Origin of the sequence: Sphingomonas sp. Leaf208, assembly GCF_001421415.1 — a bacterium.
GTDB lineage: Bacteria > Pseudomonadota > Alphaproteobacteria > Sphingomonadales > Sphingomonadaceae > Sphingomonas.
In genome coordinates this window covers 92,916-116,245 of sequence record NZ_LMKH01000034.1, presented here as the reverse complement: position 1 = coordinate 116,245, position 23,330 = coordinate 92,916, and the positions used below count along the sequence as shown (strand labels likewise).

General features: G+C 65.8%; 21 protein-coding genes. 13 read left to right on the top strand and 8 right to left on the bottom strand.

Annotated elements, in window-relative coordinates; all coding sequences use genetic code 11:
* The first annotated feature begins 78 nt into the window (after positions 1–78).
* From ASE69_RS13225 to clpS, 3 genes are all read left to right on the top strand, one after another.
* Positions 79–1,797 (top strand): PHA/PHB synthase family protein, encoded by a 1,719-nt coding sequence (locus ASE69_RS13225; protein ID WP_056487418.1) that lies wholly within the window; start codon positions 79–81, stop codon positions 1,795–1,797.
* A 102-nt stretch (positions 1,798–1,899) separates the two neighbouring features.
* Positions 1,900–2,580, top strand: a complete 681-nt coding sequence (phaP, locus tag ASE69_RS13220) for a phasin family protein (protein WP_056487415.1) — start codon at positions 1,900–1,902, stop codon at positions 2,578–2,580.
* 192 nt (positions 2,581–2,772) lie between these two features.
* The gene (gene clpS, locus ASE69_RS13215; RefSeq protein ID WP_056066412.1) at positions 2,773–3,123 is read left to right on the top strand and encodes an ATP-dependent Clp protease adapter ClpS; all 351 of its coding nucleotides are present in this window, start codon (positions 2,773–2,775) and stop codon (positions 3,121–3,123) included.
* Positions 3,124–3,269: 146 nt separating this feature from the next.
* On the opposite strand, the gene ASE69_RS13210 is transcribed toward clpS, so the two are convergent.
* The gene (locus ASE69_RS13210) at positions 3,270–3,953 is read right to left on the bottom strand and encodes a Crp/Fnr family transcriptional regulator (RefSeq protein ID WP_056488277.1); all 684 of its coding nucleotides are present in this window, start codon (positions 3,951–3,953) and stop codon (positions 3,270–3,272) included.
* A gap of 251 nt (positions 3,954–4,204) precedes the next feature.
* Here ASE69_RS13210 and murA point away from each other — a divergent pair, with 251 nt between their 5' ends.
* Complete coding sequence (gene murA / locus ASE69_RS13205) at positions 4,205–5,488, top strand: UDP-N-acetylglucosamine 1-carboxyvinyltransferase (protein WP_056487413.1); 1,284 nt, start codon at positions 4,205–4,207, stop codon at positions 5,486–5,488.
* 385 nt (positions 5,489–5,873) lie between these two features.
* On the opposite strand, the gene phbB is transcribed toward murA, so the two are convergent.
* The 4 genes from phbB to ASE69_RS13185 form a co-directional block, all read right to left on the bottom strand.
* Positions 5,874–6,596: an acetoacetyl-CoA reductase gene (gene phbB, locus ASE69_RS13200; RefSeq protein ID WP_056487410.1), complete on the bottom strand. Its 723-nt coding sequence runs from the start codon at positions 6,594–6,596 to the stop codon at positions 5,874–5,876.
* A 30-nt stretch (positions 6,597–6,626) separates the two neighbouring features.
* Positions 6,627–7,634: a ferrochelatase gene (hemH, locus tag ASE69_RS13195; protein WP_056487407.1), complete on the bottom strand. Its 1,008-nt coding sequence runs from the start codon at positions 7,632–7,634 to the stop codon at positions 6,627–6,629.
* Positions 7,631–9,817 carry a xanthine dehydrogenase family protein molybdopterin-binding subunit gene (locus ASE69_RS13190; RefSeq protein ID WP_056487404.1) on the bottom strand — a complete coding sequence of 729 codons (2,187 nt, stop codon included), beginning with the start codon at positions 9,815–9,817 and terminating at the stop codon, positions 7,631–7,633. The genes hemH and ASE69_RS13190 overlap by 4 nt, the downstream gene beginning before the upstream one ends.
* 158 nt (positions 9,818–9,975) lie before the next feature.
* Complete coding sequence (locus ASE69_RS13185; protein WP_200924172.1) at positions 9,976–11,664, bottom strand: class I adenylate-forming enzyme family protein; 1,689 nt, start codon at positions 11,662–11,664, stop codon at positions 9,976–9,978.
* A gap of 37 nt (positions 11,665–11,701) precedes the next feature.
* Here ASE69_RS13185 and lgt point away from each other — a divergent pair, with 37 nt between their 5' ends.
* The 6 genes from lgt (at position 11,702) to ASE69_RS13155 (ending at position 17,399) form a co-directional block, all read left to right on the top strand.
* On the top strand, positions 11,702–12,637 hold the full coding sequence (gene lgt / locus ASE69_RS13180) for a prolipoprotein diacylglyceryl transferase (RefSeq protein ID WP_082453115.1): 936 nt from the start codon (positions 11,702–11,704) through the stop codon (positions 12,635–12,637).
* Between the two features lie 140 nt (positions 12,638–12,777).
* Positions 12,778–13,839, top strand: coding sequence for a class I SAM-dependent methyltransferase (locus ASE69_RS13175; RefSeq protein ID WP_056487401.1), 1,062 nt, complete (start codon positions 12,778–12,780; stop codon positions 13,837–13,839).
* Complete coding sequence (locus ASE69_RS13170; RefSeq protein ID WP_321163576.1) at positions 13,812–14,348, top strand: GNAT family N-acetyltransferase; 537 nt, start codon at positions 13,812–13,814, stop codon at positions 14,346–14,348. Before ASE69_RS13175 ends, ASE69_RS13170 begins: the two co-directional genes overlap by 28 nt.
* Before the next feature lie 170 nt (positions 14,349–14,518).
* On the top strand, positions 14,519–15,304 hold the full coding sequence (pgeF, locus tag ASE69_RS13165; protein ID WP_056487396.1) for a peptidoglycan editing factor PgeF: 786 nt from the start codon (positions 14,519–14,521) through the stop codon (positions 15,302–15,304).
* A gap of 90 nt (positions 15,305–15,394) precedes the next feature.
* On the top strand, positions 15,395–16,741 hold the full coding sequence (locus ASE69_RS13160; RefSeq protein ID WP_056487393.1) for a cystathionine gamma-synthase family protein: 1,347 nt from the start codon (positions 15,395–15,397) through the stop codon (positions 16,739–16,741).
* Positions 16,742–16,880: 139 nt separating this feature from the next.
* Entirely contained in the window at positions 16,881–17,399 is a 519-nt protein-coding gene (locus ASE69_RS13155; protein ID WP_056487391.1) for a phosphoribosyltransferase, read from the top strand.
* A 285-nt stretch (positions 17,400–17,684) separates the two neighbouring features.
* On the opposite strand, the gene ASE69_RS13150 is transcribed toward ASE69_RS13155, so the two are convergent.
* On the bottom strand, positions 17,685–18,080 hold the full coding sequence (locus tag ASE69_RS13150) for a glycine zipper 2TM domain-containing protein (RefSeq protein WP_056487390.1): 396 nt from the start codon (positions 18,078–18,080) through the stop codon (positions 17,685–17,687).
* 156 nt (positions 18,081–18,236) lie between these two features.
* On the opposite strand from ASE69_RS13150, the gene ASE69_RS13145 reads away from it, so the two are divergent.
* Positions 18,237–19,262 carry an esterase-like activity of phytase family protein gene (locus ASE69_RS13145; protein WP_235518737.1) on the top strand — a complete coding sequence of 342 codons (1,026 nt, stop codon included), beginning with the start codon at positions 18,237–18,239 and terminating at the stop codon, positions 19,260–19,262.
* Positions 19,263–19,333: 71 nt separating this feature from the next.
* Here the strand turns inward: ASE69_RS13145 and rpmB are convergent, their stop codons facing one another.
* Positions 19,334–19,633: a 50S ribosomal protein L28 gene (rpmB, locus tag ASE69_RS13140; protein WP_056053386.1), complete on the bottom strand. Its 300-nt coding sequence runs from the start codon at positions 19,631–19,633 to the stop codon at positions 19,334–19,336.
* 182 nt (positions 19,634–19,815) lie between these two features.
* Here rpmB and ASE69_RS13135 point away from each other — a divergent pair, with 182 nt between their 5' ends.
* Entirely contained in the window at positions 19,816–20,034 is a 219-nt protein-coding gene (locus tag ASE69_RS13135) for a hypothetical protein (protein ID WP_056487387.1), read from the top strand.
* Between the two features lie 51 nt (positions 20,035–20,085).
* Positions 20,086–20,535 carry a nucleoside deaminase gene (locus tag ASE69_RS13130; RefSeq protein ID WP_235518726.1) on the top strand — a complete coding sequence of 150 codons (450 nt, stop codon included), beginning with the start codon at positions 20,086–20,088 and terminating at the stop codon, positions 20,533–20,535.
* A 132-nt stretch (positions 20,536–20,667) separates the two neighbouring features.
* Here the strand turns inward: ASE69_RS13130 and pepN are convergent, their stop codons facing one another.
* Positions 20,668–23,256 carry an aminopeptidase N gene (pepN, locus tag ASE69_RS13125; RefSeq protein WP_056487381.1) on the bottom strand — a complete coding sequence of 863 codons (2,589 nt, stop codon included), beginning with the start codon at positions 23,254–23,256 and terminating at the stop codon, positions 20,668–20,670.
* Positions 23,257–23,330: the final 74 nt, after the last annotated feature.

Below are 23,330 nucleotides of genomic sequence, written 5' to 3'. Positions count from 1 at the left end.
GGTGTCGATACTGTCAATGCGGTGACGCTTCCGCTTGGTCCGCGCCTGCGTTAAGCTCCCGAAAAAGCAGAGGATGCCATGGCCGATACTCCTCCCGACGCCTCCACGCCGACCCTCCCCGATCTCCAGCATTGGACCTGGGTGATGGGCCGCGCGCAGCAGATGATGATGGAGCAGGGGCTCGCGGCGATGCAGGCCAAGCCCGAGGGTATTCCCGCGATCCCCGGCTTCACCGACCCCGCGACACTGGAGCGCGCGCGCGATTTCTGGGCCGAGAGCCTGACTTTGTGGCAGCGGTTTCTCGATCCGGCCAAGGCGCCCGAGGCCGCGCCCGTCACTGACAAGCGCTTCAAGGCGCCGCAATGGCGCGAGCCGGTGTTCGACCTGATCCGGCAGAGTTATCAACTGATCGGAGACCACATGCTCCGCGGCGTCGAGGCGGTCGACGGTCTCGACCCGAAGCAGAAGCAGCAATTGCGCTTCGCCACCAAGGGTCTCGTCGATGCGATGAGCCCGACCAATTTTGCGCTGACCAACCCGCAGGTGATCGAGAAGACGATCGAGACGCGCGGCGAGAATTTACTCAAAGGTCTCCAGAACATGATGGCGGATCTTGCCCGCGGGCAGGTGACGCATACGCCCGATGGCGCGTTCGAACTCGGGCGCAACCTGGCGATGACGCCGGGCAAGGTGGTGAAACGCACGCCGCTCTACGAACTGATCCAGTACAGCCCGACCACCGACAAGGTGCTGGCGACGCCGCTCCTGATCTTCCCGCCTTGGATCAACCGGTTCTACATCCTCGACCTGACGCCCGAGAAGAGCTTCATCCGCTGGGCGGTCGAGCAGGGTATCACCGTGTTCATGGTTTCGTGGAAGTCGGCCGATTCGAGCATGAAGGACGTGGTCTGGGACGACTATGTCGGGGCGCAGGTCGACGCGATCGACACGGTTCGCGCTGCGCTCGAGGTGCCGGCGGTGCATACGATCGGATATTGCGTGGCGGGGACGACGCTGGCTGCGACGCTGGCGCTGCTGGTGGCGCGGGGTGAGGCCGCAAAGGTGGCAAGCGCAACGTTTTTCACCGCGCAGGTCGATTTCGCGCAGGCTGGCGAACTGCAGCATTTCATTGATGATGAGCAGCTGAAGATGGTCGCGTCGTTGTCACCCGAGGGGTTCCTCGACGGGCGGTACATGGCGACGACGTTCAACCTGTTGCGTGGGCGCGATCTGATCTGGAACTACGTCACGCAGAATTACCTGCTGGGGCAGGATTACGTGCCGTTCGACCTGCTGCACTGGAACGGCGACACCACCAACCTGCCGGCGAAATGGCATCTGAGCTATCTGACCGACCTGTACCGCGACAATCTGCTGGTGACGGGCACGATGACGGTGGACGGGACACCGATCGACCTCACTAAGGTCGTGACGCCGAGCTATGTCCAGGCGGGGCGCGAGGATCATATCGCGCCGGCCGAAAGCGTCTGGAAACTCACGCAATTGTTTGCCGGGCCGCTGAAGTTCGTACTGGCCGGGTCGGGGCATATCGCTGGTGTGGTCAACCCGCCGGCTGCGGGGAAGTATCAATACTGGACCAATCCGGGCGCGCATACGTCGCTCGACGACTTCGTTTCCGGGGCGACGGAGACAAAGGGCAGCTGGTGGCCGGATTGGGTCGAATGGTTGCGCGCGCTTGGTGCCGAGACGGTGGCCGCGGACGGTGCGCGGCTGCCGGGTGAGGGGGCTCTGAAGGCGCTCGGCGAGGCGCCGGGCGAGTATGTGAAGAGCCGATAGCGCTACCTTACGTACGCGTCATGGTGCAGTGCACAATTTTATTGTGCGGCGCGAGAATTGGTGTATGAAGACCGCGACATAACTCCGAAGAGAGGTGCGTGGATGGTGGATATCGTGAAACGAACGGCCAAGGTCGTTTCGAAGCCTGCCGCCACCGCGAAGGCTCCTCGGACCGTCGCCAAGCCGGCGAAACCGGCACCTGAGCCGATCGCCAAGACGCCGGCACCTCAACCTCTCGCGGCTGCTTTTGTATCGCCGCACACGGACATTCCCGCCCCGATCCAGGCCGTTGCGCCAACGGGGATCCCTGCCAGCGAAACAAAGGACGCCACGATGGACACGATCCAGAGCATCACCGAGAAGACCAAGGCCCTCTTCAGCGGTTCGAACACCGCCGAGTTCAACGAGCAGGCCAAGGGCGCGATGGAGAAGTCCGCGAAGATGGCGGAAGATTTCGTCGCATTCGGCAAGGGCAACATCGAGGCGCTCGTCGAGTCGTCGAAGATCGCCGCGAAGAACGTCGAGGCGCTCGGCCAGGAAGCGGCCGACTACGCCAAGACCTCGTTCGAGAGCGCGACCGAAGCCGCCAAGACGCTCGCAGCCGCCAAGTCGCCAACCGAGTTCATGAAGCTCCAGGGCGATTATGCGCGCACCGCGTTCGACACGATGATCGCCGAGGGTTCGCGCTCGACCGAGCGGATGCTCAAGATGTTCGGCGAGTTCGCACAGCCGATCTCGAACCGCGTTGCGGTCGCGACCGACAAGATGAAGATCTCGGCCTAAGTCGACAGCGCGCCGCCTTCGGGCAGTGCGTTACGAAAGGGGCGGCCGTCACGAGACGGTCGCCCCTTTTGCGTTTGCGGTTTTCGCGCGACGTTTGCCGGCGCCCCCTTGCCCTTGCCCCCCGGCATGCCATATTTTGGCAGCATGCTTTTGACCCACGAAATGACGACTCCCCAGCGGACGGGCGAGCAGATGGCCGAGCGCCGCGACGATAATGGCGAGGACGGCCATGATGGCACCGGGGGCGGTACCGGCGCCGGCATCGCGACCAAGACGCGCGCGAAGACAAAGCAGCCGACGCCGTACCGCGTGCTGATGCTCAACGACGACTATACCCCGATGGAGTTCGTCGTGCTGTGTCTCCAGCGCTTCTTCCGCATGGACATGGAGGCCGCGACTCGCGTGATGCTGCACGTCCACCAGAAGGGTGTCGGGGTATGTGGGACCTTCAGCTACGAGGTGGCGGAGACCAAGGTCAGCCAGGTGATGGATTTCGCCAAGCAGAACCAGCATCCGCTACAGTGCACGCTGGAGAAGGCTTGAGCCTAAGACTTTGAGCTAATCCTCCACCGCGAGGGGGAGGTGGCACCGAAGGTGACGGAGGGGGAGGCACGCGCCACCTCTGCTTCGTATCCTCCCCTCCGTCTGGCAAGAGCCAGCCGTCTCCCTCTGGCGGGAAGGATTGAGAGTTACCGCGCTGGGGGCAGCCAGCGCAGGTCGAGCCCTTCGAAACGGTCGATGTAGTTCGCCGCCTGCGCCAACTGCACCTCGTTGAGCAGCGTGACGCGGCCCATTTCGCGGCGGATCAGGCCGTCCTCTTCCAACTGGCGCAGCATGCGGTTGACGTGGACCGCGGTGAGCCCGGTGGCGTCGCCGATCTCCTCCTGCGTCAGCCCGAGCGTGAAGCTGTTGCCCATCGCGCGATCGCGCATCCGCAGGCGGTTGCGCATTTCGAGCAGCAACGCCGCGATCCGCGCCTTGGCCGAGGTCCGGCCGAGTGCGGCGAGACGGTCGGTCAGCGCGACCTTCTCCATCTGGTTCATCACCATGATGAGCGCCGACAGCCGCGGATGATCGGTGACCAGCCCGGTCATCGCCGAGCGATCGAACGAACACACCGTGCAGTCGGTCAGCGCGACCACCGTCTCGGGCGAATCGCGATAGACCAGCGCCGAGACCGCCAGCATGTCGCCGGCATAGAGGAAGCGGAGGATCTGGCGGCTGCCGTCGTCGAGCAGCACATAGCTCATTGCCATGCCGCGCTGCAGGATGAAGAGTTCGGCCTGCGGATCATTCTCGCGCACGAGGACGGCACCGCGACGCAAGTCTCGCGGGCGCTCCTCCAACCGCGCTAACGCAGCCTTCTCGTTCATCGACAGGTCGATGAGATCGCCGACGCGGTCGGCGAAGCAGCTGTCCGGCACTCTGTAATGGTCCCCAATGTTCGAGAACCACAGAGCAAAGCTAGGATTTCCGCGCATTAAAGTCGATCAAGCGGGGTGTGTTAGCGCTTCGGATGGCGCCCCCGGTCCCGACGCGGGACTCGACCCCCGGCCAGCATCCGCCCGTCGCCCGATCGATGCGCGGCCCTTGCGCAGAACGCCAGCCGCGATAGACACCCGGGATGGACCGTATTCTCATTCGCGGCGGCAATCGCCTGTCCGGGCGCTTGCCCATCTCCGGCGCGAAGAACGCCGCGCTCACGCTGATGCCGTGCGCGTTGCTGACCGAAGAGCCGCTGACGCTGCGCAATTTACCGCGGCTGGCGGATGTCGACGGCTTCGGCCACCTGCTCAACCAGCTCGGCGCGTCGACCGCGATCCAGGGGACGCGGCCGGAGGATTTTGGCCGGGTAATGACGATCCGCGCGGGTAACCTCACCTCGACCGAGGCGCCGTACGACATCGTGCGGAAGATGCGTGCGTCGATCCTGGTGCTCGGGCCGTTGCTCGGGCGTGGCGGCGAGGCGACGGTGTCGCTGCCGGGTGGCTGCGCGATTGGCAATCGCCCGATCGATCTGCATCTGCGCGCTTTGGAAGCGATCGGCGCCGAGCTCGAGATGGCGGCGGGCTATGTGAAGGCGATCGCGCCGGGAGGACGCCTGCCGGGCGGACGCTTCCGCTTCCCGATCGTGTCGGTCGGCGCGACCGAGAACGTCGTGATGGCGGCGGTGCTCGCCAAGGGCACGAGCGTGATCGAGAACGCGGCGCGTGAGCCCGAGATCGTCGACCTGTGCAACTGCTTGGTCGCGATGGGCGCGTCGATTGACGGGATCGGCACCGAGACGCTGACGATCGAGGGCCGCGATCGGCTGCACGGCGCGACCTATGCGGTGATGCCTGACCGGATCGAGGCGGGCAGTTACGCGTGCGCGGCGGCGATCACCGGCGGCGACCTGGAGCTGGTCGGCGTGGCGATCCCGGACATGGGCGCGACGATCGACGCGCTGGTCGAGGCCGGCGTGTCGGTGACGCCGACCAAGGACGGCGTGCGTGTCGCGTCGGATGGCGTGCTGAAGCCGCTGACGCTGTCGACCGCGCCGTATCCCGGTTTCGCGACGGACATGCAGGCGCAGTTCATGGCGATGCTGTGTAAGGCGGACGGCGCCAGCGTGCTGACCGAGACGATCTTCGAGAACCGCTACATGCACGTGCCGGAGCTGACGCGGATGGGCGCGGATATCCAGGTGCGCGGGCGGACGGCCGTGGTCCGCGGCGTCGACAAGCTGGTCGGGGCGCAGGTCATGGCGACGGATCTGCGGGCTTCGATGAGCTTGATCTTGGCGGGGTTGGCAGCGGATGGCGAGACGTCGGTGGGGCGGGTGTATCACCTCGATCGTGGGTATGAGCGGTTGGAAGAGAAGCTGAGCGCGGTTGGTGCGGATATCGAGCGTGCTAGCGACGGATGATTATGGCTGGGTAGCCCTCTCCCCTCCGGGGAGAGGGTTGGGTGAGGGGCTGTTCCAGGCGACAGTGTTTGGAGCTGCCCCTCACCCCGACCCTCTCCCCGGAGGGGAGAGGGAGTAGGATGCCAAGCTTTTGCGGTGGCATCCTTGTTCGCCGCGGACGCTGTGGGGTTCGGTCTAGGCGGCGCTACCTTCCTAGTTCCCCCGCGAAGGCGGGGGCCCAGGATCTAGCAATACCGTCCTTAGTAATCCGGTAGACATCGACTCAGCGCCGCCGGCAAAGCCGCCGTCGGACGGGTTCGGTAAACCGACCCGCCGGCCGTGCCGGGCGCTGCCCGCTTCGCTTTGCTCGCGGTCAATGGCGCGGACGTTGCCGCGCCTGCGTCCGTCAGTACATGTGCTGACCGCCATTGATGCTCAACGTCGAGCCAGTGACGAATCCGCCCTCCTCCGAACACAGGAACGCGACCCCGCGGGCGATCTCGGTAGCTTGGCCAAGGCGCCCGACCGGGATCTTCGCGACGATCTTCTCCAGCACGTCGGCCGGAACAGCCGCGACCATGTCGGTATCGATATACCCAGGCGCGATCGCGTTGACCGTTACGCCCGCGCGCGCGCCCTCCTGCGCCAAGGCTTTCGTGAACCCGTGGATGCCGGACTTGGCCGCAGCATAGTTCACCTGGCCATACTGCCCGGCCTGCCCATTGATCGAGCCGATGTTGACGATCCGCCCCCATTTGCGCGTGCGCATGCCGGGGAAGACGGCCTTCGCCATGTTGAAACACCCGCCGAGATTGGTGTCCATCACTTCTTTCCAATCCTGGTAGGTCATCTTCAGGATGGTGCCGTCGCGGGTGATGCCGGCGTTGTTCACGACGATATCGACGTCGCCCAGATCGGCGGCGACCTGCGCGCAGCCGATCTGGCACGCGTCGTAATCGGCGACGTCCCACTTGTACGCCTTGATCCCGGTGCGCTCGGTGAACTCGCGCGCGCGGTCATCGTTGCCGGCATAGGTGGCCGCGACGGTCAGGCCCATGTCCTGCAATGCGAGACTGATCGCTTCGCCGATTCCGCGCGTACCACCGGTTACAATTGCGACGCGTGCCATCAGTCTCTCTCCTCAGTATTTTGTGGGAGGCTAACCAGCCCGCACCCATCCTTCAAGCTCGCGCGCTAAAATGCTGCGCAACATTTCCACGCCGACCGGGCTGTCGTTGAGGCAGGGCAGATAGGCGAAGTGCGTGCCGCCAGCCTCTTCGAAGCTCTCGCGACCGCGGATCGACAGTTCCTCCAGCGTCTCCAGGCAATCGGCGGAGAAGCCCGGCGCGAAGATCGCGACCTTGGTCTTGCCCGCCTTGGCGAGCGCGACGAGCGTCTCGTCGGTCGCCGGCCCCAGCCACTTCTGCGGCCCGAACCGCGACTGGAACGCGATCGTCAGCTCGCGCCCCATGCGCTCGCCGAGCAACCGCGCGGTCTTCTGGCAGTGGCAGTGATACGGATCGCCCTGCTGCAACGTGCGCTTCGGCATCCCGTGGAAACTGGCGACGATCGCATCGGGCGTGAAATCGAGCGCGGATAGCCCCTCTTCGAGAGAGTCCTTCAGCGCGTCGATATAGAGCGTGTCGTCATAGTAAGGCGGCAACGTGCGGATCGCCGGCTGCCAGCGCAGACCGGCGAGATGCTTGAACGCCTTGTCGTTCGCGGTCGCGGTCGTTGCTGCGCAATATTGCGGGTAGAGCGGCGCGAGCAGGATGCGTTCGCAACCCGCCGCCTTCATCGCGGTCAGCCGGTCCGAGATCGATGGATTGCCATAGCGCATCGCCCAATCGACTAGTACTTCCGGCCCGAACGAATCCTTCAGCGCGGCGGCCTGCAACCGGGTGATCGCGGCGAGCGGCGAGCCGTCCTCGCGCCAGACCTGCGAATAGGCGTGCGCGGACTTCTTAGGGCGGGTGTTGAGGATGATGCCGCGCAGGATCGGCTGCCACGCGATTTGCGGGATTTCGACGACGCGCGAATCGGACAGGAACTCGCCGAGGTAGCGCTTCACCGATTTCGCATCGGGGCCATCGGGCGTGCCGAGGTTCATCAGCAACACGCCGACCTTGGGCTTCGGAATCGGGGGATGATCGGGGGGCAGGGTCATGGCGCTGGTCTTAAAGGCAAATTGCGGATGCGGAAGCCCGTTGACGCATAGAGCGCGTTGACGATCGCCGGCGCGACCGCGGGGACGCCGAGCTCGCCGACGCCGCCGGGGGCTTCGTCGCTGCGGATCACCTCGACGGTGATGTCGGGCGTGTTGGCAAGGTGGGGCAGGGCGATCGTGTCGAACCCGCGCGCGTCGGCAAGGCCGCGGGTGAAGCCGGTCGATGCGCCGAGCGCGGCGGCCATGCCGAAGATCAGCCCGCCCTCGATCTGCTGGCGGACGATGTCGGGATTGATCTGCGCACCGCAATCGACCGCGGCGACGAGGCGGTCGACCACCGGGCGCCGGTCGGGCCCCATGTGCGCCTCTGCCATGACGGCGATGTAGCTGCTGCGGAAGGCGTGGGCTGCGATGCCCTGGCCGCTGCCGGCGACGCCGCCGTCCCAGCCGCCGAGCGCTGCGGCGGTCGAGAGACAGCGCGCGAGTCGCGGTTCGCCGCCGAGCATGGCGATACGAAACGACATCGGTTCGGACTGCGCGGTGCGTGCTAGTTCGTCGAGAAAGCATTCGGTGAAGAACGCGGTGTAGCCGTGTGCGCCGCCGCGGAGGTGGCCGGTGGGGATGCCGATCTCGGCAGGGTGATGCTCGATCGCGTAGGCGGGGATGCGATAGACGGGCGCCGCGCCCGCGACGGCATAGCGGTCGCCTTTGACGCCGATCAGCGCCGCTTCGGTTGCGAGGCCTGGCATCATCCGGCGTGCCATCTCGGCGCCGGTCGAGGGCGCGGCGATGTTGGCCGACCAGCCCATGATCGCGCCGTTGGGGGCGAGCCGTGCGGCCATCTTCGCGACGGCGGGTGGGCGGTAGTGATCGTGGAGCGAATCCTCGCCACGCGACCAGACGAGGCTGACCGGGCGTCTTAGCTTTACCGCCAGCACTGCGGCCTGCTCGGCGACGTCGTGCTCGAGCGCGGCGCCGAACGATCCGCCGATCAGCATCGGATGGATGTCAACGCCGTCCTCGTTGAGGTTCGCCGCGCGTGCCGCTGCCGATCGTGCAAGCCCTGGCGCTTGCGTTGCTAGCCAAAGTTCGAGGCGGCCGTTGGAGAAGGAGGCGGTCGCGCTGCGGGTTTCGATCGCTGCGTGCAGGCCTAGACCCGCGCGGTAGGTTGCGGTGACGAGCTTGGCGCCCTGGAAGGTTGCGGCGACGTCGCCTGCGGACGCCATCTGCTTGCCGGGATGGGCTAGCGCGGCGTCGAGTGCTGCGTCGATCGACCTGGTATCGGGGAGCGGGGCGTCGTTCTCGAATCGCGGTGCGAGTGCGTCGAGCGCCTTTTGCGCAGCCCACCCTGTCGTCGCGACGGCCGCGACCCAGCGCGGGTTTTCGACCACCGACAGCACGCCGCGGATCCGGTCGGCGGCGGCGCGGTCGACCTTTGCCAGGCGCCCGCCGACCGGGCCCTGGCGGATTGCAGCGTGGACCATGTCGGCGAGGCGGACATCTCCGGCGAAGTTGGCCGAGCCGTCGACTTTCGAGGGGGTGTCGAGGCGGGGGACGGATTTGCCGACAAGCTTGCCTGCACCCTGGATGCCGAGTGGGAGGGGATCGGGGAGGGTGAACTTGGCGGCTTCCTCCGCGAGTTCGGCGAAGCGGATGCGCTTGTTTTGGTAGGTGCAGAAGCCCGCGTCGACGTTGACCTGGGTCCAGTCGGCGTCCCAGCGCTTGGCCGCCGCCATGCAGAGCAGCGCGCGGGCGCCTGCGCCGGCCTCGCGACAGGCTTGCTCGAACATCCGGATCGAGCTTGATCCGCCGGTCAGCATCGGTGGTTGCGGGGTGCCTTGCGGGAGGCGATCGAACAGGCCTTCGAACAGGTCGTGCGTGCCGATCGGGTTGGCGTAGAGCGGGTTGAGCGGGGCGGGCTCGACGCCGATCGTGCGCCAGTCCGCGCCGAGCTCGTCCGCGACGATCTGGGGGAGCGTCGTGTAGACGCCCTGGCCGTGCTCGACCTGCGGGACGGCGACGGTGACGTGGCCGTCGGTGCCGATCTTGAGCCATGCGCCGAACGGGGTTTCGCCGGGGTTGGCGACGAGGTTGGGGGCGTAGGTTCGTGGCCAGAGACCCCAGGCGACGACGAGCCCGATCCCTGCGCCGCCGCCGACTAAAATCTCACGCCTGCTGATCATGGGGTGGCTCTAATCCTTCTCCCCCACGGGGAGAAGGTGGCGCGAAGCGTCGGATGAGGGGGAGTGGGGTCTCCGGGACTGCGCCGGGAGTCCCACTCCCCTCTCCCTTCCGTCGCCAAGTGGCTCCTCCCTCCCTCTCCCCGTAGGGGCGAGGGAATTTAGGCTAGCGCTCTGTAAGTAGCTTTTAGTGAGACCTTATCGATCTTCTCCGTCCCCAGTCTTGGGAGCGGCTCTTCCGAAATCCAGATCCGCTGCGGTATCTTGAACGCGGCGATGTGCTGGTGGAGGAACGCGGTCAGGTCGTCCGGGGTCAGCGTCTCGCCGTCCTGCGGCACTACCACTGCGCCGGGGACCTCGCCGAAGCGCTCGTCAGCCAACCCGAAGACCGCCGCCTCCGCGACGGCTGGGTGTTCGTACAACGCCGCTTCCACCTCCTGGCACGAGATGTTCTCGCCGCCGCGGATGATGATGTCCTTCTTGCGATCGACGATGAACAGATAGCCGTCCTCGTCGAGGTAGCCGATGTCGCCGGTCCGGAAATAGCCGTCCGACGTGAACGCCGCGGCGGTCGCATCCGGACGGTTCCAATATTCCTTGAAGTTGCAGATCGTGCGGATGCAGACCTCGCCGCGCTGGCCCTGGTCGACCGGGTGGCCGGCATCGTCGAAGATCGCGAGATCGACCAAAGGTGCGCCGGGGCGGCCGGCGGAATTGGGCTTGGCGAGATAATTGCCGCGCCAGTTGCCGGTGCCGACCGCGTTGGTCTCGGTCAGGCCGTAGCCGATCAGCGGTGCGCTTCCGCCCATTTCCTCATCGATGCGGCGGACGTGATCGACCGGGCGGGGTGCGCCCCCCGCGGCGAAATCGGTGACGGTCGAAAGGTCGTACTTCGCGCGGTCGGGGTGGTTTAGGATTTCGAAGCTCATCAGCGGCACCCCGACGAAATAGGTGACGCCCTCCGCCTCGATCAGCCGCATCGCCTCGCCTGCATCCCATTTCGGCATCAGCACCAGCTTGCGCCCCATCGCGAAGCTCTGGAGGAAGACGGGGACCTCACCGGTAATGTGGAACAGCGGGATCGTCAGCAGCGTGACCGGCTGGCCGACCGGCGGATTGCCTTGCGCGGTGGCGATGCCGACCATCATCATCGCCTGGCCGAGATAGTTGAAGATGCCCTGCACGACCGCGCGGTGTTCGGACAGCGCGCCCTTCGATTGGCCGGTCGAACCGCTCGTGAACAGGATCGTTGCGTGATCCTCGGGTCCGAGCAGCGGCAGGTCGGCGGTGTGATCGTCCTTTGCGAACACGGCTCCGAGCGCGGCGTCGAGCTCGCGCGAATCGTCGATCTCGACCACTGGCGACCGTAGGCCTGCGATCTGCGCGAGGCGCTTCACGCGGGCCGGATCGGCGAACACGAGTGCGCAATCGACCTCGCCGATCGCTGTCTCCAGTTCCTCCGACTGCCACCAGCCGTTGAGCAGGGTCGCGACGCCGCCGGCCATGATGATGCCCATGTACAGCACGATCCAAGACGGCGAGTTGCGCATCGCGATGCCGATTCGGTCGCCCTTGGCGATGGCGTAGCCGCCGACAAGGGCGCGGGCGGTGCGCTCGGCGGCGGCGTAGACCTCGCCGAAGGTCAGCCGTTCGGCGCCGGAGACGAGGAAGACGGCGTCGCGGTGCTCGTTGGCATAGTGTGCGAAATAGTAACTGAGCGCGGGCGGCGCGGCGGCGATCGTCGGCAGCGTGACGCCGAACCGCTCGACCGATCCGAGCGCGAGCATCCCGTCGGGCGCGGTCAGCGCGGCCATCGTCGAATCCATAGCCAGGTCCAGCTCGGTCCGCATATCGCTCTCCTACTTGGTCTTATCGTTATCGGCCTTTATGCAGGGGCGAACGCGTGGGGAAAAGCCTTTGATCCTGTGGACCATCACCGCCGCTGCGGGTGCCGTAGCGCCTGCCGTCGGCAGTCACATCCGCTTCGAGGATCTGGGGCTGCACCCCGACGTCTTCTCGATCGGGTTTTTCACGCTGCGCTGGTACAGCCTCGCCTATATCGGCGGGATCCTGCTCGGCTGGTGGTATCTGCTGAAGCTGCTTGCCCAGCCCGGTGCACCGATGGCGCGGCGGCATGCCGACGACCTGGTGTTCTACGCGACGCTCGGCATCATTCTCGGCGGGCGGCTCGGGTATGTGATCTTCTACGCGCCCGAGATGTTCCTGCATCCCTTGCGGATCTTCCGGCTCTGGGACGGCGGTATGTCGTTCCACGGTGGCGTCATCGGCACGTCGATCGGGCTGATCTTGTTTGCGCGAAAGCATCAGCTCAACTGGCTGCGCGTGCACGATTATATAGCGTGCTGCGTACCGTTCGGGCTGTTCTTCGGGCGGCTGGCGAACTTCGTGAATGGCGAACTGTGGGGCAAGCCGACCGATGTTGCGTGGGGGATCATCTTCGAGCGCACGGTGCCGTTCGGCATGGTCGAGCCGGCGCGGCATCCGAGCCAGCTGTACGAGGCGGGGCTGGAAGGCGTGCTGCTGTTCGCGCTCCTCTGGTTCGCGTTCTGGAAGACCAAGGCGCGCTATGATCCGGGCAAGCTCGTCGGGTTGTTCGTGCTGGGGTATGGCCTCGCGCGGTTTACCGTCGAATTCTTCCGCGAGCCGGATTCGCAGCTGCGGGCGTTTGCCGAGCATACCGGGCTGCACATGGGGCAGTGGCTGTGCGTGCCGATGATCGTCGGTGGGGCGTATCTCGTGGCGACGTCGGCCAAGCGGCGCGTGCGCGTGGAGTCGATCGCGGGGACGGCGAGCGTCGCCTGACCCTTCCTTTCGAATAGAAGCACCACCCCGGCGGAGGCCGGGGCCCAGTTGGGAAGGTTGATGTAACGACGCGCAACGCACGTCACTACTGACGTTCCGACTGGGCCCCGGCCTCCGCCGGGGTGGTAGAGATTTTTGAGATGGTCGACATGCCCGACACCCCCGTGACTGACACCGCCCTCCCGGAACGCCTCGCCCGAGCGATTGCGCTCGCAGGTCCGATCCCCGTTGCGCAGTATATGGCGGCGGCGAACGCGCACTATTATGCGACGCGCGATCCGCTGGGGGCGGGGGGCGACTTCACAACGGCGCCCGAGATCAGCCAGATGTTCGGCGAGCTTGTCGGTTTGTGGTGTGCCGATCTTTGGGACCGCGCTGGTTGCCCCGAGGTGGCTTGGGTCGAACTTGGACCGGGCCGCGGGACGCTTGCTGCCGATGCTGCGCGCGCAATGACGAAGGCGGGACTCACGCCGCCGGTGCATTTCGTCGAGACCAGCCCCGCGCTGCGTGCCGCGCAGGCCGAGCGCTTGCCCGCTGCCACGTGGCACGACGCGGTCGACACGTTGCCGACCGATCGCCCGCTGATCGTCGTCGCCAACGAGCTCTTCGACGCGCTGCCGATCCGGCAGTTGGTGAAGCGCGAGCAGTGGCATGAACGGCTCGTCGCGGCGCAGGACCTGCTGTTCCTCCCGATCGCCGGGAAACCGCTCCCGGATGCCGTCATCCCTGAGCCGTTCCGCGACGCGCCCGCGGGCTCGATCCTCGAAACCTCGCCCGCCGCCGTGACGATCATTCGCGGTCTCGCCAAGCGGATCGCCGCGCAGGGCGGTGCGCTGATCGCGGTCGACTATGGCTATGAGGGGCCGGCGCTCGGCGACACGTTGCAGGCGGTGCGCGGGCATGCGTTCGCCAATCCGTTCGAGGCGCCCGGCGAGCATGACCTGACCGCGCATGTCGACTTCACCACGCTCGCTGCGGCCGCCCAAACGGAGGGCGCGGTCGCGTGGGGGCCGGTGACGCAGCGCGACCTGCTCGGTGCGCTCGGCATCGATTCGCGGACGTCGGCACTCGCCAAGGCGTCGCCTGCGCGGGCGGAAGCACTGGCGGCGGATCGTAGGCGGTTGATGGACGATATGGGCACGCTCTTCAAAGCGCTCGCGATCACCGCGCCGACTTGGCCGACGCCGGCGGCGTTTGCATGATCGCCTATCGCGATGCCGTGCCTGCCGACGGTGCAGAACTCGCTGCAATGGCGAAGCGGTCGTTTACCGACACGTTCGGTACGCTGTATCGCCCTGAAGATCTTGCCGCCTTCCTCGACCAGGCGTTCGGCGAGACGGGGTTGCCGGCTCAACTGTCCGACCCTGCCTTCACGGTGCGCGTCGCGGTAGACGCGGCGGGCGCGATCGTCGGGTTTGCGAAGATCGGCCCGGTGGCGTTTCCTGGCGATTGGCCTGCGTCCGCGATCGAACTTCATCAGCTTTACGTGCGGGGTGACCAGCATGGTGCAGGTGTCGGCCCGGCGTTGATGGATTGGGCGATCGATGTCGCGCGCGCCGATGGGCGGACGGAAATGATTCTGAGCGTGTATGTGGATAACCACCGGGCTCACCGGTTCTACCAGCGTTACGGCTTTGTCGAGATCGGGCGGTATGTGTTCATGGTTGGGGAGCAGCCTGACGATGACCGAATCATGCGGCTCGTGTTGTGATGCTTGATGCCTCCAGAGATATCGTAGCGAAAGGCCGCCACCCCGGCGGAGGCCGGGGCCCAGTTGGAAAGGTCTTGGTAACGGCGCGTTGCCCGTCGTCAGCACCGTCCCCCAACTGGGCCCCGGCCTGCGCCGGGGTGGGGGCAGTGTTTGATGTTGGGTGACCTAAAATGACCATCGACCTCATCCGCGCGAAGGCGCTTGGCGACATCCCGCATGGCTTTCTCGGCCGGCGTGGCGGCGTCTCGACTGGCGCGTATGCGAGTCTCAACGTCGGCATCGGGTCCGACGACGACCCCGCCGCCATCGCTGAGAACCGCCGCCGCGCGACCGAAGCCGTTCTCCCCGGTGCGAAACTCGTCGGTCTGTACCAGGTCCATTCCGCCGACGCGGTCACCGTGATCGAGCCGTTCGACGACGCGATCCGTCCGCATGCCGATGCGCTGGTCACCAACCGTCCCGGCCTCGCGCTCGGTATTCTTACCGCGGACTGCGCGCCCGTATTGTTCGCCGACGCGCACGCCGGCGTCGTTGCGGCAGCCCACGCCGGCTGGAAGGGCGCGCTCGGCGGCGTCACCGATTCCACGATCCTCGCGATGGAGGCGATCGGTGCGCACCGCGACCGGATCGTCGCCGCGGTCGGGCCGTGCATCGCGCGCGCGAGCTACGAGGTCGACGACGGCTTCATCCGACGGTTCTGCGAAGCGGACCCGGAGAACGAGCGCTTTTTCGCGGACGGTCGCGCCGTCGAGAACAGGGGCGATCATTACCAGTTCGACCTGGAGGCCTATGTCGTCAGCCGGCTCGCGGTCGCCGGGATCGGGCGGATCGAGGCGCTCGGGCTCGACACGTACACCGCCAAAGACGAGGGTGACGATCGCTTCTTCAGCTATCGGCGCGCGACCCATCGCAGCGAGCCCTCCTATGGGCGCCAGATCAGCATCATTGGGCTGTAGCGGGAGGCCGTAACGGTTCCCAAAACCTGCGCCGGTCGTTTAGGCTCCGCACATCGGTTCGCATAAGACGGGCCACGCAGGAGCATATTGATGTCCGATACCCCCGAAAACGCCGGCGCAGTCCCCGCCGAAACCGAAGCGGACCTGACCGGCGTCGCCGCGCGCGTCGCGCCGAAGCCCGAGGTCGAGAAGATCGGCGGGCGCAAGCTGAAGCCGTCGACCTTGATGATGGGGCATGGTTACGATCCCGCGCTATCGGAAGGCTCGCTGAAGCCGCCGATCTTCCTCACCTCGACGTTCGTGTTTCCCAACGCGGCGGCGGGCAAGCGCCACTTCGAAGGCGTTACCGGCAAGCGTCCGGGCGGGGCCGAGGGCCTCGTCTATTCGCGCTTCAACGGGCCGAACCAGGAGATCCTCGAGGATCGCCTCGGCGTCTGGGAAGAGGCGGAGGACGCGCTCGCCTTCTCGTCGGGGATGTCGGCGATCGCCACGCTGTTCCTGGCGATGGTCAAGCCGGGCGACACGATCGTCCATTCGGGGCCGTTGTACGCGGCGACCGAGACGCTGATCGGCCGCGTGCTCGGCAAGTTCGGCGTGAAGTGGCTCGACTTCCCGGCGGGTGCGACTCGTGAAGAGATCGATGCGGTGATGACCGAGGCGGCGACCGGCAACGTCGCGCTGATCTATCTGGAAAGCCCGGCGAACCCCACCAATGCGCTGGTCGACGTCGAGGCGGTCGCGGCCAGCCGCGACGCCATCTTCAAGGGTGAAAAGCCGCCGATCGCGATCGACAACACGTTCCTCGGGCCGCTGTGGTTCCAGCCGCTCAAGCATGGCGCCGACATCGTCGTCTACTCGCTAACCAAATATGTCGGCGGGCATTCGGATCTCGTCGCGGGCGGCGTGCTGGGGTCGAAGGAGCACATCAACACGATCCGGACGATGCGGAACACGATCGGGACGATCACCGATCCGAACACCGCGTGGATGTTGCTGCGGTCGCTGGAGACTCTCGAGCTGCGGATGAGCCGTGCGGGTGAGAATGCCGCGAAGGTCTGCGCTTTTCTCCGTCACCATCCGAAGGTGGAGCGGGTCGCGTATCTGGGCTTCCTCGAGGACGAGCCAGGTATGGAGCGGCAGGCGGATATCTATCGTCGGCATTGCACCGGCGGGGGCTCGACCTTCTCGCTGTATCTGAAGGGCGGCGAGCGCGAGAGCTTCGCATTCCTCGATGCGCTGAAGATCGCCAAGCTGGCGGTGTCGCTGGGGGGGACCGAAACGCTGGCTAGCCATCCTGCGGGGATGACGCATCTGTCGGTGCCGGATGCGCGGAAGCAGGCTCTGGGGATTACGGACAACCTCGTCCGGATCTCGATCGGGGTGGAGGATCCGGACGATCTGATCGCTGATTTCGAGCAGGCGCTGGATACGATCTGAGCCGCGAGGATAATGCCCGCTTCTTGTTCTCCCGCGAAGGCGGGAGCCCAGACTGGGTCCCCGCCTTCGCGGGGAAACAAGAGAGCGATGCGGCGGGTTTTGGGTGAAGTCTTCGCCCTGACCCGCTAGCATCCGACCGATGCCGATCTTTACCCCTATTCGACAGCACGAGTTCGTCGCTGCCGTGCACATCCTCGCCGCCAAGCTCGTCGAGGATACCGCGTGGAAACCCGACTACATTATCGGCATCGGCCGTGGCGGGCTCGTGCCGGCGGTTTTCCTCAGCCATGCGATCGGGTTGCCGACACTGTCGGTGGATTATTCGAGCCAGGTGAAGGACTTTGCCGACGAACCGCTGGTGAAGCTTGCCGCGCGGACGCGAGGGGGCGAGCGACTGCTGTTTGTCGACGACATCAATGATTCGGGGCGGACGATCACGCATCTGCGGCGTGCGCTGGCGGCGGCGGGTGCTGTCGAGGGCGCGGTGCGGTTTGCGATGTTGATCGATAACGTAAGTTCGGCGGAGCGGATCGAGTATTGTGCGCGGACGATCGACCGGGCTGTGACGAAGGACTGGTTCGTGTTTCCCTGGGAGGCGGTGGCGCCCGATGCGGCGATCGCCGAGGATGCGGCCGAGGTCCCGGACCGGATCGCGTAACTTCTTGTTCTCCTGCGAATGCAGGAGCCAAGGGTTGCGGGGGCTGGGCTGAGTAACCCTGGATTCCTGCGTTCGCAGGAAAACGATAGACGAACAAAGGGCCGGCTCCCGTACGGGAAGCCGGCCCTCGCCCTCGATACGCTACGCGAGGGAACTGGGAAACTGGTGTGGCTCGAACGGGCGCGACGTCGGCGAAGCCGTCGTCGGTCGGGTCAGGCTTAGCCTGCCCGCCGTCCGTGCCGGCGGTTGCTCGCTTTCGCGAGCACCGGCCCGGGCTTGCCGGGCCTAGCGCCGGCAGTACCCTGGGTTATCCGACTTATCGATCGCGTTGCCGGCAAGACCACCACCGGCTGCACCGAGGACTGCGCCGAGCGTCCGGTCACCACGACCGGCGATGGTGTGACCGAGCAGGCCGCCGGCGAGCGCGCCGATGATCGTGCCGCCGGTGTTGTCGCAGCCGCGACGGCTGCGGTAGTTGTAGCGGCGATCGTTGCCGCGATACTCGCGGTAGTCGCCGCGGTAGCCGCGGTCGTAGCCACCATCGCGATAGCCGCCACCCTGGTAGCCATCGTAGCCACGCTCGTAGCGCGAGCCCCAGCGCTGCGCATCGGCGGCAGCGGGAACGAGGGCGGTCGCACCCAATGCGAGGGCACTGGCGGCGAGAGTAAAAGTCTTGAACATCGTGCGTCTCCCGTTGGGGATTTCGGCGGCGGCGGGGGCCGTGCTTCCATCCTCGATGAGACGCTTATGAGTGATTCGCATTGAGCTAAGCCTGAATGCCTCCGTTATCCGCTGTTCATGCTTCCGCGGATCGCCGGACACCCTATGAGGGACGCGATGCGGCGCCTGATCACTGTCCTGTTCGTCGCCGCGAGCGTCTGCGCGATCGTGCCGACCTGGTCGGGCGAAGCGCGGCTCGACCTGCTCGGCAAGCGGGCGCAGCTGACCGCGACCCGCGTGATGCTCGACCGGACCAACCCGCGGCATGTGCGCGTCGGTGGGCTTACCTATCTGGGCGGGGTGGCGCTCGACAGTCGCGATCCGGCGTTCGGGGGATTCTCGTCGCTCGACGTCGCGCCGGCCGCGACCGGCAACCGCTTCACGCTGCTGAGCGACGGCGGTAATATCGTCCAGTTCGACATGGGCACCGACTGGCTTCCGCACCGGGTGGCATTCGAGAACCTGCCCGCGGGCCCCGGCATCGGCTGGGAGAAACGCGACCGCGACAGCGAATCGATGGCGATCGATCCGGTCACGGGAAAGATCTGGGTCGGCTTCGAGGATGACAATTCAATCTGGCGCTATGCTGCGGGGTTTGCGCGGTACGAGGCGCGAGTGATGCCCGAGGCGATGCGAAAATGGCCGTCGAATGGCGGACCCGAATCGATGGCGCGGCTGCCCGATGGGCGATTCGTCGTGATCAGCGAGGAGGCGCATGTGCGTCGGCCGGACTGGGCCGGGTCGGACGAGGAACGGTTGCACACGCGGCAGGCGCTGATCTTCGCGGGTGATCCGACCGGGGCGGGGGAACCGGAGCGATTCGCGTACGAACCGTTCGGGCGATACGACCCGTCTGACGTCACCGCGTTGCCGAATGGCGACCTGCTGGTGCTCGATCGTGGTTTCCGACTGCCGTTCACGTTCTCGGCGCGGATATCACGGGTCGCCGCGCGCGACGTCGCGGCGGGGCGAATCGCACGCGGCCGCCTGATCGCGACGATCGATGCGCCGCTAATCCACGACAATTTCGAGGGGATCGACACGACGGTCGAGAACGGCGCGACGATCGTGTGGATCGTGTCGGACGACAACCAGATGTTTCTCCAGCGCACGCTGCTGCTGAAGTTCAGGCTGGATCGCTAAACCCACAAACGCCGACGGCCCGCCCTGCTAGGTGCAGGGCGGGCCGCGGTGATCGCAATACGACGTCGCTTTTAAGCGGCGACCGCCGAGGCTGCGATCTTCTTGACGACTTCGCGCTTCAGGCGACGAACGCGGAGCGACAGCTTGTCGTCCGAGACCTTCACCAGCCAGTTGTCGAGGCCACCATTATGCTCGACGGTACGCAGGCCGTGCGTCGAGACGCGCAGCTTGACGCCCTTCTCGAGCGAATCGGAAAGCAGCGTGACATTCTGCAGGTTCGGGAGGAACGTGCGCTTGGTCTTGTTGTTGGCGTGGGAGACGTTGTTCCCGACCATCCGGCCCTTGCCGGTCAGTTCGCAGATGCGCGACATGTGATTACCTATTCAAGTGTCGGGAGGAACCCCGGAAAGGCGCGCGGATAGCTGGCACGCCGGCTTTCGTCAACCGATTCACGTCAAACGTGTCCTCGGTCGTCCGCAATGAGCATTGTGCAACCCACGGCGATCGACGACGTTGTTACGCTATCGAACTGTTCAATAAAAGGGGATGTCCCATGCGTACGCTCTTGTCTCTCGTCGCGATCGTCGTGCTGGTCGTGGTCGGCCTGATGTATTTCGGGATCATCAACATCGACCAGACCCGCCAGGGCGTCGTTCAGGCGCCGAAGTTCCAGGCCGACGTCGCCAAGGTCACGCTCGGCACCGAGAACAAGACGGTGGCGGTGCCGACGATCAACGTCGAGAAGCCGGGCAACAGCCAGGCACCGAACTGATCTTTACGCGGGTGTTTACGTGGGGCGGGCGGCGGGGCAGGGCCTGAGGCCATGTTCCCTGTCCCCGAACCTATGCGCCGCGCGCTCGACGCGGCGCGCGATGCGGCGCTGGCTGGGGAAGTCCCGGTTGGCGCCGTTGTCGTTAAGGATGGCGTTATTATCGCGACGGGGGCGAATGCGCCGCGGGCGTTGTGCGATCCGACTGCGCATGCCGAGATCCAGGCGATTCGCACTGCTGCTTTGGTTTTAGGGAGTGATCGGCTCGAGGGGTGCGATCTCTGGGTGACGCTGGAGCCGTGTGCGATGTGTGCCGGGGCAATCGCGCATGCCCGGATCGCGCGGCTCTATTATGGGGCGGCGGATGCGAAGGGCGGGGCGGTCGAGCATGGACCTCGGTTTTTCGGGCAGCCGACGTGTCATCATCGGCCTGAGGTTTATGCGGGGATTGCGGAGACTGAGGCTGCGGGGATTTTGCGCGGGTTCTTTGCGAGTCGCCGGTAGAGCATTGTCCATGATCCTCCCCTGCAAGGGGAGGTGGCGCGAAGCGACGGAGGGGTGACACCCTATCGACGGCGCGTCACCCCTCCGTCAGCGCAATGCGCTGCCACCTCCCCTTGCAGGGGAGGATTAGGTTCAGCCTTCGAGGCTCTTAGAAGCCTGCTCGAACAGGTCCTTGGACAGCCCCGGCGTCCGCACGATCCGTTCCAGTTCCGCGCGCATCAACCCCGCGCGCGCCGCGTCGAATCGGCGCCAGCGGCCGAGCGGCGGCAGGAGTTTCGCCGCGGTCTGCGGGTTGAGGCGGTCCAGCGCGATCAGCTGGTCCGCGAGGAATCGATACCCACTCCCGTCGACAGTGTTGAACGCACGCTGGTTCGCGCCGAACGCGCCGATCAGCGATCGGGCGCGGTTGGGGTTGGTCAGCGTGAAGTCGGCATGCTCGGCCAGCCCCGCCACGATCGCACCGGTATCGTCGCGCGACGACTGCGCCTGCGCCTGGAACCACTTGTCGAGCACCAGCGGGTTGTCGCAATATTGGCTGTAGAAGATGTCGAGCGCGGTGGAGCGGATCTCTGACGCGCTACTCACCAGCGTCGTCAGCGCGCCCATTCGGTCGGTCATGTTGTCGGCCGAATCGAACTGCGCGAAGGCGAGGTCCGCCGCATCGTCCGCGCCGCTCGCCGCTATATAGCCGAGCGCGACCGACCGCAGTCGACGCAGGCCCTTGCCCTCGGGGGTGTAGGCATAGGGCTGACCCTCACCCCGCGCATACGCCTGCCGCCACTGCGTCTCCAGCCGCGTCCCGAGATCGCGACGCAGTGCCTCGCGGGCGCGGAAGATCGCGTCGGGGTCGACGACGGCCATCTGGTCGCCGATGAAGCTTTCCGACGGAAGCAACACCGCCTCCGCGACGAACGCCAGATCGAGATCGGCGTTGGCAAGCGTGTTCGCGACCGCGGCGATCACGGCCTCGTGATCCGCATGACCGCCGGTCGAGGCGACCAGCGTATCGAGCATCAGCTGCTGCATCGCCTCGTAGCGCGCGAACGGATCGTCGTCGTGCGCGCTGAGGAAAGCGAGGTCGGCGGCGGTGCGGTCACTTTCGATGACCACCGGCGCGGAGAAGCCGCGGTTGATCGACAGCACCGGGCGTTCGGCAAGGCCTTCGAATTCGATCGTGTCGAGCGTGTCGTCGAACAGCACGAGGCGTTCGTCGGTTAGCGCCGCACCCGATTCGGCACCGAACAGCTTCACACGCAGCGGCAGCACCATCGGCGACTTCAATGGCTGGCCGGGCGTCGCGGGTACCTGCTGCGCGAGCTGCAGCGTCGCGCGGTCGCCGTCGTGCGACAGGCTTGCCGAGACGCGCGGCGTGCCTGCCTGCGAATACCAGAGGCGGAACTGGGTGAGGTCGACGTTGCCGCCTTCCTCCATCGACGTGACGAAATCCTCGCAGGTGGCGGCGGTGCCGTCGTACCGGTCGAAATACAGGTCGGTGCCCGCGCGGAAGCCCTTCGGTCCGAGGATCGCGGCCATCATCCGGATCAGCTCGGCGCCCTTGTTGTAGATCGTCGCTGTGTAGAAGTTCGAGATCTCCTGGTAGGATTCAGGCCGCACGGGGTGCGCGAGCGGGCCCGAATCCTCGGGGAATTGCGACGCACGCAGGCCGCGGACGTCCTCGATCCGCTTGACCGCGCGGGAGCCCTGGTCGGCGGAGAAGCCCTGGTCGCGGTAGACTGTAAAGCCCTCCTTCAACGACAGCTGGAACCAGTCTCGGCAGGTGATCCGGTTGCCCGACCAATTGTGGAAATATTCGTGCGCGACGACCGCGGCGATCGCGTCATAGTCGTAATCGGTCGCGGTATCCGGGTCGGCGAGGATGTAGCGCGAGTTGAAGATATTTAGGCCCTTGTTCTCCATCGCGCCGAAATTGAAGTCGTCGACCGCGACAATGTTGAACACGTCCAGATCGTACTCGCGACCATAGGTCGTCTCGTCCCACGCCATCGCGAGTTCGAGCGCTTTCAACGCGTGGTCGGTCTTGGGCAGGTCAGCCTCGCGCACCCATATGCCGAGCGATACCTCGCGCCCCGACATCGTGGTGAAGCTGCTGCGGTTTACCGCGAGATCGCCGGCGACCAGTGCGAACAGATAGGAGGGTTTCGGGAAGGGGTCGTGCCACGTCGCCCAGTGGCGGCCATCGTCGAGATCGCCCTGCGCGACCGGGTCGCCGTTCGCGAGCAGCACGGGGAAGTGCTTTTTGTCGGCGGTCATGCAGACCGAATAAATGCTGAGCACGTCGGGGCGGTCGGGAAAATAGGTGATGCGGCGAAAGCCCTCGGCCTCGCACTGGGTGCAGAGATTACCGCCCGAGGCATAGAGCCCCATCAACTGCGTGTTGCGATCGGGGGCGATCTCGACCTGAGTCTCGACGACATGTGCGGCGCCGGCGAGGGGAATGACGAGCTGTTCGCCGTCGATCCGCCAGTCGTTGATCGCGACGCCATCGACCGTGACCGAGAGCGGCTTCTGGCCCGCGCCGTCGAGCCGCAGCGGTGCGGCGTGATCGCCGTTGCGCATGACCGACAATGTTGCCGTTACGCGGGTGGTGGAGGGATCGAGGTCGAACTCCAGTTTCGTCTCGGGGACCAGCCACTCGGGCGGGGTATAGTCCTCGCGGCGAATGACGAGCGGGTGGGCGAGACTGTTCTGGATATCGAGCATATGTTTGCGAATATAGGGCTGTGGCGTCCTACCGCCAGCCAAAGCTTGGGGGCGTGCGGTTCGATTACTTGCAC